This is a genomic window from Desulfobacterales bacterium, assembly GCA_029211065.1.
Classification (GTDB): domain Bacteria; phylum Desulfobacterota; class Desulfobacteria; order Desulfobacterales; family JARGFK01; genus JARGFK01.
Genome location: JARGFK010000026.1, coordinates 17,260 through 29,914 on the forward strand (window position 1 = coordinate 17,260; position 12,655 = coordinate 29,914).

13 protein-coding genes are annotated in these 12,655 nt (G+C 48.3%); all 13 read right to left on the reverse strand.

Annotation, left to right across the window (positions count from 1 at the left end):
• Window positions 1-37: 37 nt before the first annotated feature.
• Window positions 38-1,519 carry a M14/M99 family metallopeptidase gene (locus tag P1P89_07820; GenBank protein MDF1591403.1) on the reverse strand — a complete coding sequence of 494 codons (1,482 nt, stop codon included), beginning with the start codon at window positions 1,517-1,519 and terminating at the stop codon, window positions 38-40.
• A gap of 66 nt (window positions 1,520-1,585) precedes the next feature.
• A complete protein-coding gene (locus tag P1P89_07825) occupies window positions 1,586-2,500 on the reverse strand; it encodes a hypothetical protein (protein ID MDF1591404.1) in 915 nt (304 codons plus the stop codon).
• Window positions 2,464-3,897, reverse strand: coding sequence for a L,D-transpeptidase family protein (locus P1P89_07830; GenBank protein ID MDF1591405.1), 1,434 nt, complete (start codon window positions 3,895-3,897; stop codon window positions 2,464-2,466). Before P1P89_07830 ends, P1P89_07825 begins: the two co-directional genes overlap by 37 nt.
• A gap of 12 nt (window positions 3,898-3,909) precedes the next feature.
• The gene (locus P1P89_07835; protein MDF1591406.1) at window positions 3,910-4,710 is read right to left on the reverse strand and encodes an SAM-dependent chlorinase/fluorinase; all 801 of its coding nucleotides are present in this window, start codon (window positions 4,708-4,710) and stop codon (window positions 3,910-3,912) included.
• A gap of 36 nt (window positions 4,711-4,746) precedes the next feature.
• On the reverse strand, window positions 4,747-5,790 hold the full coding sequence (gene ruvB / locus P1P89_07840) for a Holliday junction branch migration DNA helicase RuvB (GenBank protein ID MDF1591407.1): 1,044 nt from the start codon (window positions 5,788-5,790) through the stop codon (window positions 4,747-4,749).
• On the reverse strand, window positions 5,787-6,404 hold the full coding sequence (locus P1P89_07845; protein MDF1591408.1) for an OB-fold domain-containing protein: 618 nt from the start codon (window positions 6,402-6,404) through the stop codon (window positions 5,787-5,789). Before P1P89_07845 ends, ruvB begins: the two co-directional genes overlap by 4 nt.
• A 172-nt stretch (window positions 6,405-6,576) precedes the next feature.
• Entirely contained in the window at window positions 6,577-7,113 is a 537-nt protein-coding gene (locus tag P1P89_07850) for a crossover junction endodeoxyribonuclease RuvC (protein ID MDF1591409.1), read from the reverse strand.
• Entirely contained in the window at window positions 7,100-8,053 is a 954-nt protein-coding gene (gene ybgF, locus P1P89_07855; GenBank protein MDF1591410.1) for a tol-pal system protein YbgF, read from the reverse strand. Before ybgF ends, P1P89_07850 begins: the two co-directional genes overlap by 14 nt.
• A 284-nt stretch (window positions 8,054-8,337) precedes the next feature.
• Window positions 8,338-9,018: a peptidoglycan-associated lipoprotein Pal gene (pal, locus tag P1P89_07860; GenBank protein MDF1591411.1), complete on the reverse strand. Its 681-nt coding sequence runs from the start codon at window positions 9,016-9,018 to the stop codon at window positions 8,338-8,340.
• Between the two features lie 31 nt (window positions 9,019-9,049).
• On the reverse strand, window positions 9,050-10,375 hold the full coding sequence (tolB, locus tag P1P89_07865; GenBank protein ID MDF1591412.1) for a Tol-Pal system beta propeller repeat protein TolB: 1,326 nt from the start codon (window positions 10,373-10,375) through the stop codon (window positions 9,050-9,052).
• 103 nt (window positions 10,376-10,478) lie between these two features.
• Complete coding sequence (locus tag P1P89_07870; GenBank protein ID MDF1591413.1) at window positions 10,479-11,222, reverse strand: cell envelope integrity protein TolA; 744 nt, start codon at window positions 11,220-11,222, stop codon at window positions 10,479-10,481.
• A gap of 150 nt (window positions 11,223-11,372) precedes the next feature.
• The gene (gene tolR / locus P1P89_07875; protein MDF1591414.1) at window positions 11,373-11,813 is read right to left on the reverse strand and encodes a protein TolR; all 441 of its coding nucleotides are present in this window, start codon (window positions 11,811-11,813) and stop codon (window positions 11,373-11,375) included.
• On the reverse strand, window positions 11,810-12,526 hold the full coding sequence (tolQ, locus tag P1P89_07880) for a protein TolQ (protein ID MDF1591415.1): 717 nt from the start codon (window positions 12,524-12,526) through the stop codon (window positions 11,810-11,812). Before tolQ ends, tolR begins: the two co-directional genes overlap by 4 nt.
• Between the last annotated feature and the right edge of the window lie 129 nt (window positions 12,527-12,655).

Below are 12,655 nucleotides of genomic sequence, written 5' to 3' on the forward strand. Positions count from 1 at the left end.
TTCTCCTGTAAATAATATCACTCCCGAATTAATTTCTCTACTTGGACGCAGTGTCTTTTAAGTCCACAAATAATTTCCCGATCGGTTCCCCATCATATTTAACGATAACCTGATAAGTTCTTCCTTTTTTTCCCAGGGAATACCGCTGCCACAGATCCTTTCCCGTATCAATGACATACCCCCTGTCTTCGCCGGTGTTTTTCTGGGAATTTCCCACATATCCCTTAAAGTTGACCTGCAACCGAGACGCATCACCGGATTCTACAGTGACGTCCACAATTTCGAAGGTATCCCCCTTGACAACTTCAACATGTTCATCGTTTTGGAAAGTTCGTTCCTTTCCGTTAATCCGAACTTGATATTGCGAAATGGCGGGCGCCGTCGGCCGGGGGCGTGAAATCGCGATCCCTTTTGCCTTTGTGACAACTTCACGGCTATTGCCGACCGCGACCTGTATATTGCCGCAGGAGAGATAATCCCTTCGAATGACAATTTCAGTCGGTCCCTTGATGACGACTTTTTTTCGCAAATCGCTGATGGAGCCGTAATCGATAATATCGACCGTCAGGCCGCGTTCGTAATTGGCTTCAATATGAGATATCATAATCGTATCGCCGGCATTGACGTACAGGGTCTGCCCGTCCTTGACCACCACCGGCAGCGTGTCATTAATTGATATTACCAGATAGCGCAGCTCAGGCGGTTCCAGCTTGATTCCCGGTGTTTCCGGAATAATCTCAAAATATTCCATAAAGGCATTGATGGCAAGATTGTGATAGCGCACCTCCAACTCGAGCGGAAGGGATTTGCTGGTTTCAATTCCATAGGCAGGAATCCCGCCGGTGTATAACGCATAATATGTGGCCGATTTGCGCTGTTCCCGGTGGAGGCTGCTGACTTCGGATGTTCGGTGATTGTTGAAACGAAAATGGTGCTGAGAGGGTTCGATCTGCTTGTTTATCTGTTCTATAACGGACCTTGCCATATGACCGAGCTGAACCGTTTCACCGGTTTCAGCGTTGACATAGGTTTCACTGTCCGCAATGATCGACTGCCCGTAACGCAGCGGGTTTCTTTCAGGGCTTTCCCAAACCTCTGAAAAAAAACCGCTGCCGTCATGAAGATTCAGCAGGCAATCGCTTTCCATAATCAATTGTTTTAAAATCGCCACGATTTTGGCTTCATAGTTTCTTTTTCTATCATCGGCGAACTTGCGATTCATATCTTCATTTATTATCCGCCGATTTAACACGATCGACTGAAAGTTGGCCCGCGGCACAACGATCAAATTGCCTTTGGCAAGACTGATGTCGGCGTAATGATCAGCAGAAAGAAACCCGCCGGGTTCATCTCCCTGAATCCCGCCAATGAGCAGGAGCGTTTTGCCGGGATGCTTTCCGTATATTCGATAGACATGCAGTTCATAATCGGAACCTTCAAAAAATACGGAATGACTCCGTTTTTGTGCCCCAACACCCGCTGGCAGAAAACATAAAAGCAATGCTATTATCGCAGCCAAAATGAATCTGCTGTTATATGTACGATCTTTTTTCATCATAATTTTAACCAACCAGCCCTTTCAATATCACTGGTTTGGCGTAAAGACGGTCTCTTGGATATTGATTGAAAAATTCTTTTCAAGCAATAAATCCTTATTTTCGTCAAACACATACACCGTAGCCGTATTAAATTGTCGGGGGTCCATTTTACTTTTAACCATAAATCTGACGGTTTTGAACCTGGCAATCGAAAAGTACTGGCCCTTCTTATCTCCCGCCGGTACACCTGCATCCAGTTTCAGCGTTGGCAGGGTTAACCAGTTATCCGGTTGCGTGTCCGGTTTTTTTAAAATGACGGCGGTATAGCCGGAAACCATGTTTGAATCCTGACCGGCATTTCTTAAAATAAATTGAGCCCTGAAAGTGCTGCTGGCCTCATCATGGAACACATTGAATTCTTCAACCGATACCTTCAGCTCTTTTTTCTGCGCAACAGCGTCGGCCGGAGGGGTACCCGCCAGCAATTTCCCTTCCTGCCCTAAACCAGCAGCTTCTCTTTTCTGGGCGCCTTGGATATTTGACCGGGGCTCTTTTTTAGCGCGATCTTCCGGCCGATCGCCCGGCGCTTTCTCAACCTGCTTCGGACCCTGCCGCGCCAGAAGCCTTTCCATATCCGTTTCGGCCACCACAAGCCGGGCCATGAGAACCTCTTTATCGCTGCGCAATCCGACAATCTGCTGTTGAATGGTATCTAAAGATCGCTCTAAATTCACATTTTCATTGCGGGTCTGACGATACAGATAATAGAGGATACCGCTGATGATAGCCGCCAACACCAGAAAAAAAACCCATACCATTACAATCCATCTGAACCATCTGATGGTAACGACCTCGCCATGATCCCCCACAAATAGGAGGGTCCAGCGTTTATTTTTGCGGGCCGGTTTTGGTGATTGCAGCGCGGCTATTTCTTTTGCCAGATCTCTCTGAATATTCTCCATTGACCATTTTCCCGAATCAAAATAAGTTGTTTGGTACCCACTGTTTTCAGACCGCTTGACTCATAATTCTGGATAAACGTTGCAATACTTTTATTCTTCTGATTTCTGACAACCAGATTATGATGACTGACTTTGATATAATCATATCTCTGATTGATCCCCTGTTTGTAATCCAGCCAGGACTGAAGGCCGGCGCCTCCCTGGGATTTGAAATCTTTGGCATAGTAGGCGCCATATCTTTTGATATCCTTTGACGACCAGGCGCTTAACCAGTCTGCAACCATGTCTTTAATTTCAAGATCATCTTTAGTTGCTTTTTCAACTTTGGGGATTGCCGCAACTTTAACCTTTTCTTTTTCCACCTTGGGGATTGCCGCAACTTTAACCTTTGCGGTTTTGCCGAGTGCAAACCCCGCCGCAACCAGTGGACTGGACGATCCGGATTCCTTTGAGGATTCGTCTGAAACAACCTGATAAACGTCGCCGACAATTTTAAGTCGATTGTCCCTGGCCGACAGAAAAAGTTTGCGGGTGCCGGCAAACAATTCTTCGTCGGTTGTTTTTACAACCTGATCAAACAAAGCGACATAAACCGTATTATGTTTGAGAATCATGATGTTTTTGGAGTCAACGCTAAGGGGTAGCGCGGTCGATTCCTGTGTTTTTTTGATTTTCAACCAGGCAGGCCACCAGGAAATGTCCGGCAGGTACGCTTCATCATAAAACATCAGGTAATCGTGGTAGGTTCCCTTTTCAAGCGCCGCTTCCCATTGCGACAGCAACTCGTGAACCGTTTTTTTAAGCTCATTAGATGTTTGCAAGGGAACATACGTCAGCTTGTCCACAACAATAATCGGGGTTCGGTTTAAGGTGATATATTTCGCCAGTTTGTCAATATCTCGATTTTCCAGAGCAACACAGCCGTTTGAATCTCTTGGTTTCAAAGGCTTATTGGTTCCATGCATCCAGATGGAATTCCCGTCGCGCTCAAAAATTTGATCCATCAGGTTGGGATAATCCATCGGGAATGCCCGGCTGCCGTAAATCGGTGCAAGATCCCGCTTCTGGTGCTCCTTGGTAAAAAAATAGACCCCTTCCGGTGTTTTTTTATCCCCGGCGCGGGATTTGGCCCCGCGGACTTCGCCGGTGGAGCAAGGCATGCGAAAAATTACCCGGTTTGTTTCGCCAAAAGCATATAGGTATAGATTCTGTGTGCTTGTCTCCACTATAATCGCATATTCATGTGGTTTTTCGGAGCTGGCGGAAATCAGCACATCCGGTAGGTTTTCAAGCCTGGTCTCTTTAACCGGGGCTGCCGATACCACCGCAACCACCATCAGCACCAGAATTACCCAACACCCGCTTGCCAAGGTTTTGATTCGCAACTTCAGTCCCAAAATACAACCTCCTCAATCATCTAATCCGATCCGGACGGTATCTCCTATGGCCACATTGAACTTAGCCCGGGCGCTGCCCTTGTTAACGGCAATCTCCAGATAACCGCGACTTCCTGTAATAACAAGGGGATGGCCGATTTTCGCACTGACATAATTAGGCATGACTCCCTTCAGAGTCACATCCCCGAGGACAATCACCGCTTTTTTCTCGGAGATACCATACTGTGTCAGCATATTTAAATCAATATTTGTAATTAAATTCCCGAAATGATCGATTGAAATGACGCTCCCGACAATGGTACCGGCTTCGGTGATGCATGCTTTTGGGATAGGCAGCCGTATAATCTCGTTTAGATCCAGCTCCGGACCGAATTCCGCTATGGCCGTTCCCCTGGACAAATAGGCGGCAACCGGAGCGACAATATCACGACCGTGGAAGGTCTGACTAACGGGTTTTAAAAAATAATCTGAATTTTCAATACGGATGACTTTGTCGTCGCCCGTCTCATCCAGCAACAGCGACAGGACACCATTGTCGGGTGCAATAAAAATGTGCTTATCTTTTTCATAGGCCAGAATCGCCCGGTCGCTGCCGACTCCCGGGTCAACGACAATAACATGAATCGTATTATCTGGAAAAAATCGATAGGCGGATTTGACGAGGAAGGCCGCCTGAAGGATGCCTTGCGGTTCAACCCGGTGCGAAATATCAACAATGACGGCTGCCGGATTGATGGACAATATGACCCCTTTCATCACCCCGACATATTCATCAGCAAAACCAAAATCCGTTAAGAGCGAAATAATAGACATAGGGAAAACGGGCGAATAAATAATCTCTAAAAAGAACTAAAATAACCTTTTCTGCAACCGAAAACCGAGATGTTTGTATGCCGCTTCCGATGCCTTGCGGCCTGAAGACGTTCTGATCACCAGACCGGTCTTTAGCAGAAAGGGTTCCACAACATCCACCAGCGTATCCGTTTCTTCCTGAAGCGTTGCCGCAATCGCTTCTATACCGACCGGGCCGCCATTATAAAACTCAATGATTGTTTTTAAATAGCGATGATCCAGGACTGTCAGTCCCCGTTCGTCGATCCCTTCCAGGGCGAGCGCGGCGATAACGGTTTTTCGTGAAATTATGCCATCGGCCCGGACCTGGGCATAATCCCTAACGCGCTTCAGCAGCCGGTTGGCAACCCGTGGGGTTCCCCGGGATCGCTTGGACAGTTCAATCGCCGCCTCGTCATCAATCTCCACTTGCAGCAGGCCGGCTGATCGTTTTGTAATGGTTACCAAATCCGTGTCGGTATAGAAATCAAGACTTCTGAAAATGCCGAACCGATCCCGCAGCGGCGCCGATAAGAGCCCTACCCGTGTCGTTGCACCCACCAGCACAAAACGATTGAGCCGGTAGCGGTGACTGCGGGCATGAACGCCTTTGTCAAACACAAAGTCCACGGCAAAATCCTCCATGGCCGGGTAAAGAAATTCTTCAACCGGTTTGGGAATGCGGTGGATTTCATCAATGAACAGGACTTGACCGTCTTCAAGGTTCGTTAGAATGCCAATTAAGTCTCCGCCCTTATCAAGCGCCGGACCTGAGGTCACCGTGAGATGTTTTCCCATTTCATTGGCAATAATATGCGCCAGGGTTGTCTTGCCTAAACCGGGAGGACCGTGAAAAATGACATGATCAGGCGGTTCGCCGCGTTTATTGGCTGCTTCAATGGCAATTTTAAGCGTTTCAACCACCTCGGGCTGACCGATATATTCCGACAGGCGGGTAGGACGCAGGGACAGGATTTCCGGCTCCTGATCCATCGGCAAACACGCTCCGGAAAGCAACCCCAGGTCTTCACCAGAATATGTCTCGCTGCTGCCCTTTGTCATGATGCAATTTCACCGCGATAGACTTCTTCAAAGAGTTCTTCAGGGGTCGCGATGGCACTGTTGCGCTTCAGCGCCATTGCCACCATATTTTTGGCATCTGCACTTTTATGACCCAGTTGACGAACCAGCACGTCCATTACCTGCTGTTGGATATCCCCGGCAACAGGCGCCTCGGGCTGCTCGGTTTTTCGAATCAAGGCGAATTTGTCCATCTTCCCGGCAAGGGTGGCGATAATTTTCTGGGCGGTTCTTTTGCCGACCCCTTTGAGCCCGTTTAATTTCTGGACATCCTTTGCCTCAATCGCCCGGGCGATGTCACGAATGGGGATATTCAGCGCCTTGACGGCCTTCTGGGGACCGATGTCTTCTACAGAGATAAAAAGCTGAAAGAATTCCTTCTCGGCCTCAAGATTAAAACCGATCAGGACCGGTTTGGGTTGGCGCTCCGTTTGCTGAAAATAGATATATAACGAAACATCATCACCCGTCTTTTTTGTAATGAAGGTATCCATCACGACTGCGGGGAGCAACACTTCATACCCGACTTGATTGGCCAGCAGCAGTATCCGGTCAATATCTTTTTTTAGCAGTTTGCCTTCCAAATAACCGATCATCTGAGTTCACCATCGCTGCTGCCGAATAGTATTAAACGAGGCCTTTGAAAAATGCGCAATTTTTTCTAAGTTCAAGAAAGGTGACCCCGCCCCGGCGGGATTGAGCCTGTTGACAAATCCCGTTCAACGGGGACGCCAAAATCGGGCAATAGGGGGTGTTTTGTGAAGGCCTCTAAGCATTGCCCGCCAACCCCTTATGGCTGCGAAAAAGTCCGATAAGCGCCAAAGCGATTGCATCGGACGCATGATCCGGCTTAATCGGATTTGTTGTTTTTAAAAGATGGCGGACCGCCTTTTCCAGCTGCGCCTTATTGGCATTTCCGTTTCCGGTTAAAATCTGCTTGACCTCACGGACTGAGATTTCAACTACCGGCACACCCGCCCGGCACCCCGCCAGAAGAATTACGCCGGTAACTTTTCCCAAATTGATCCCGGACTTCGGAAATTTCAGAAGGGAAAAGACATCCTCAACCACCATGAAGTCCGGCTTTTCCTCCTCCAGAACAAGAACAAGCTTTGAAAAAATTTGATCGAGACGGTGAGCCATTGAAATGTTTTTGGGAGTATGGATACTGCCGAATGAATACCCTGAGATCTTGAGCCCTTTTCCTTTGACAATGCCGATACCGGTAGCCGCAACACCTGGATCGATCCCGATAATCTTTGTCGTCCCGGGTTCTTTTAAAATAGAATGCCTATTTAAGCTCATTGAGTTTCTTGCCGGCAACCTTGGCTTCATTGGATTCCGGATACTTATTCAATAATTCCCTTAAAATTAGGCGGGCATTGGTTTCATCGCCGATGTTCAGAAATGCAAAACCCTGTTTCAGTAATGCAGCGGAAATTTTATTCCCTTGGGGATAATTTTCTATCACCTTTTGATATTCTAAAATCGCTTTTTCATACCATTTTTCGCGATAGTAAATTTCACCGATCCAAAACTGCGCGTTGTCTGCGTTATTGGATTTCGGATACTTTTCAATCAATTCCTGAAACCCCTTCCGGGCGGTTTCATATACACCATTATCAAACGACTGCTTTGCCCGGGCATATAACTCATTATCGGAAAGTTCTTTCGTGACCTGACTCTCAACACCCTCTTTCAGAGATTTCTTCTGGGAGCCCTCAAGATTGAGGTATTGTTCCAGCCTGCTGATACGCTCCGGATAGCGGGCCGATTGCTCTTCCAAAAAAGACAGTCGGCTTTCAAGCTTCTTTTCCAAATCTTCAGCCGCTTTTGTTTTCTGTTTCAACAAATGATCGGAGACTTCCGATTTACCGCTCAAAGCCTGCATTTCCTGACGAATATCCGTCAGCATCACCCGCAAACCGGCAAGCTGCTCCCGCAGTTGCTGGTCGGTTTCCGCCTGCGTTTTTTGAACATTTTCAATCCGGGACGCCACCTGGGCGCTGTTCTGTTGCAGCCCACTGCTGCGCTGTTCCAGTTCCAAATCGCGCTGTTTTAAAGCGCTGAGTTGCCGGTCCAGCTCTGCGATGCCCTGCTCAAGCCTGGCGGTGCGCTGCTCAAGCCTGTCATTTCGCTGTGAAAGTGCCATCAAGTGATTGTTTAACGAATTGACATCCTGCTGCAGGGCGCAACCCGACAACAGAAAACCCCCTAACAAAATCAGAAATACCGATTTTTTCATGGCAGCCGTCTTCCGTCTTTATTATTTTTTTAGAGTATCTGAGTTTTTCAAGGCTAAAAGCCTTTTATCCGCCGCCGGAGCTTTAATTCAGCCCTGGACGTATGTATAGAGATCGCCTCAAAACAGTCTCTTAGAAATGACTCACCTGTTTCGTACCTAAAAAATTGCCCGCCGGAGTAGGCGGGCAATTTAAAACCGGAGCGGCAAGCGGCAGCATCCTGCCGCTTGCCGGCCTCCCTAAAGAAACCATAACGTCGTCGCGCTCGGCGTATATCGGATAGATCTTACTCAAGCACGAAATGAGCCCGCCGGTTTTGTGACCAGGCGCTTTCATCTTTCCCTTTTTCAAACGGGCGTTCTTCGCCATAACTGATGGTCGACATCCGTGTGGCCGAAATGCCCAGATCAACCAGAAATGCCTTGGCGGCTTCCGCGCGTCTCCATCCCAGCGCAAGGTTATATTCATTGGATCCGCGTTCATCGCAATGCCCCTCGATGATAACCGAAGCTTTCTCGTGTTCCTTCAGCCATCCCGCCTTTCGTTTCAGCCGGTCCTGGGCCATCGCCGTCAAGACAGAGCTGTCAAAATCAAACTGAACCAGTTCGGTCAGGAATACATTCTTTTTGGCTTCTTCAAGGTATTTTGCGATTTCTGCCTCTCGGCGTTCTTGCTCAAGTTGCGCTTCTCGCAGCTGCTGGGCTTTAAGGCGTTCTTCCTCCAGCTTCCGTAGCCTTTCAGCTTCCATTCGCTGTTTTTCAAGTGCTTCTGCTTCCGCGCGGGCCTTGTCGGCCGCCGAGGTATCCTCTTTGACCGCGGCCGCGGCCGTCTCTTTGGCCATCTCGCTCTTGGGCATCTCGCTCACGGACGCTTCGGACTTTACGGTTTTTTTTGCACATGAGGCTGTAAACAGCAGCCCGGGAATCACTAATAACAGTGCCAAACTTATCCAAAATTTTTTTTGCATTTTTTTCCTCCTTTTAAATATCCACGTAAACTTAATCATTCATAATCCGCAATGACCAATTGGGCGCTGTCTGCTCACCCGGCAGGGTCAGCAGGCGACGCTGGTCTGTTCCATAAGCAGTCATTACATAGATTCTTGAAGCCCCTTCCCGCGTCGAACTAAAGGCAATCAAATTCCCGTCCGGTGACCACGACGGCGCTTCATTGTCGCCTGCGTCCTGGGTCAGTTTGACCAGACTCTGACCGTCGGCCGTAATAACATAAATATCAAATTGTCCTTTTTGCATACCGGCATAAGCGATCCGATCCCCTTTGGCTGACCAGCTAGGAGATGTATTATAACCGCCTTCAAATGTCAACCGCTCGGTCCGGCCGGTATATAAATCCATGATATAAATCTGGGGAGTTCCCGACCGGTTCGACACAAAGGCCATTTTCTTGCCGTCCGGCGACCAGGAAGGAGACACATCAATCCCCCAGCTTTTTGTTAACCTTTTAATAATTTTTCCGCTTCCGGTCAACATATATATTTCCGGATCACCCTCAAACGAAAGGGTTGCCGCGAGTGAAAATTGGTTCGGCATCCAGGCCGGCGACATGTTCAGCCCTTTTTCAGAAACGATCGCCCCCCTTTTTTCCTCCAGATACATGATATAAAGATCGGGATTTCCCTTGGTATAGGCGGTATACGCAATCCATTTTCCGTCCGAAGACCAGGCCGGCGAAAGGGTGATATTATTTGTGTGCGTCACCTGACGGGAGTTGTAGCCGTCAAAATCACAAATGTATACTTCCTTATTTCCGGTGCCATTTGAAATAAATGCGATTTTGCTGCTGAAAACACCCTGCTCGCCTGTCAGAGAAAAAATTACATCGCTGGCAAACCGCTGGATCATTCTGCGTTGGTCTTTGACCCAGCCTTTGTATCTTTTGCCGACAATTAATTTGGCCTTGATGGTATCAAACAGACGCAGTTCCATTTCAGCCATATCGTTATTGATCAGGATGCCGCCGGTGATCAATAGTTCTGCGCCGATCCCCGTCCAGTTCCTGAAAACGATATCAGGGATGTCGATATGGGGCTGCTGGGGGTCGGACAGAAAAGCGGCACGGTCGATTATTTTAAAATATCCCGTGTATTCAAGTGTTTGAGACAAAAGGTCCGCCGCCGGTTTCGCTGCGTTATTTTCGGCCGAACTCTTGCTGAAAGCTTTGAATACGGGAACGGCAATCGGTATTTTTTTTAAAAAAGGATTGCTGATATTAATGTAATCATATGCCGCTCTGCCCGGCGCCGGCCATGCCAAAAGAAGTAGGGCGCACATGATGCCTGATATGATGTGTTGAATTCTGCTCATTTCACCATTATATATACCGGTTTTAGGGTTAACGCAACTGACACCCCTATTTTAGCCTTTTCCTGCCCCAAACGGCCGGGATTGGACGATCCGGAAATTGTTTTCATTGCAAACCCGCCGGCGTAAACCCCAGCATAACGTTATAAAACTGATACCCTTTGGGCAGCGCCGGAAGTGGATTCGATTTTAAGACAGCCTTATAGGCCGAATCATCCAGGTAGCTGTCGCCGGACCTTTTTTCAAATCGGACATCCTTGATTTCGCCGCTGGCCATAATGCTGATCACCAGCCTGGCCTCCAGGTCTTTGCGCTGCCCTGCCAATTGTTCCGGATAGACCCAGTTATTGCGAATATGGTATGCGATATCCTGCTGGTAAACCAGTATTTCCGGAGCAGGTTTTCCATCCCCTCCTCCCGGACCCGCCACGCCCACGCCTGCCTCGGCTGTACCGGCCATTGTCCTGTTGTCAGGCAGGCGGTTGTCCGTTTCTTTTTCACCAATTTTCCCCCGGATGCGATCGATGGCCGCCTCAACCGTGCTGGGACGTGACGCTTCGGCCTGTTCCTCAATCTGCTTAATCGCCCGCTTAACGACCCGGGCGGGCTTGAATGTTTCTTTTTTCAGCGATGTCTTTTCGCTCCACTTTTTAGGGGATAATGAAACCGTCTCTGCCGGTTTGGGTTTGGGGGCGGCCGGTTTTTCGAGTGGTGCTGCTTTAGGAGGCGGCGGCGCCTTTTCAGCCAATGGTTTCGCAGCGACTTTGCCTGAAGCAGGCCCTGTTGCATCCGGAGCCGCCTGAATTTGTGACAATGCAACCAGGCTGACGTTCACAATTGTCTGTGACATTTTTCGGCTAAACAGGTGGCTGGGAGAATAAATGACCAAGGCAAAAAAAATCAGATGGCATATCAGGGAAATGACAACCGGATACAATAGTGGGCGCAGTTCGCCCTCTGCCCCGAGAAGTAAATAAACACGCCCTTGCATACCGTCTCTTTATTTCCTTTTGCCGGATTTCCGGTCTATGCCGCTTGCAGGTATCGGCTCCGTAACCATGCCCAGCTTTTCAACCCCGGCTTCTTTAATCTCAGACATAACCCGGACCACCATGCCATAAGAGATGTTTTTGTCGGCCCGCAAATACACATCCTGATTTTGGCGGCTTTCAATGATTTTCGATAGTTTTTCCTGCAAAAAATCAAGGGATACCTGATAATCGTTTATAAATACCTGATTGTCTTTGTTGATCGTAATGATGAGGTGATCGGTTTCCGACGGAAGCGGCTGGGAGGTGGCTTCCGGCAGGGAGACACTGACGCCCTGAGACATCATGGGGGCCGTAACCATGAATATTATCAACAACACGAGCATCACGTCTACAAAGGGGGTTACATTGATGTCGGACATCAACCCGTTCTTATCGCCGCCTGTCATCATTCATTTCTCTCCTCGACCCGGATTAAGTCCCCCTCGATAATGTTCAAAAAATCAGATGAAAAACTTTGCAGCTCAGATTCTATGATTCTTATTTTTTGCATGAAGTAATTAAAAGCGATAACCGCCGGAATTGCCACCGCAAGGCCCGCTGCCGTTGCAACGAGTGCTTCGGAAATACCCGGCGCCACAACGGCCAGGCTGGCCGACCCCCTTAATCCGATCCCGTGAAATGAATTCATGATACCCCAAACCGTACCAAACAGCCCGATAAAGGGGGTGGTATTGCCGGTTGTGGCCAGAAACGGGACCAACTGCATCATTCGAGTTGTTTCCTCATTAATGGAGCGCCGCAAAGCCCGTTTGACATTATCCATCCCTTTGAAACCATTAATTAGGGTCGCGGAATCTCTGCCTGTTGATGTGCCGGATTGCCGCAGATGCCTCAATTCCACATACCCGATCTGGAACACATTGGCAATGGGGCTTCCCGGCAGCTGCTTCGCCTTTGCAAACGCAGCCGATAGGTCACGGCTTTGCCAGAAAAATTCAGTAAAATGGGCCGATTCTTTAATAGCCCTTCGGATATAACGATATTTGATCAAAATGATGGACCACGATGTAATCGAAAAAAACAGCAGCAGCAGCAAAACAAACTGAACCATCAGACCCGCCTTGAACATCATCTCCAGGATATTTATCTCATGGGGAACCATTCAGAACTCCAGAATTGTTGTTTATAAAGGTTAAATAAAATGAGGCCTGTCCGAAACGCTTGTCAAAACTCCGATCAAAGTAGCCTTTAAATTTAGTAAGTTATCTGAATTCAGCTCCACTGTCAAGTT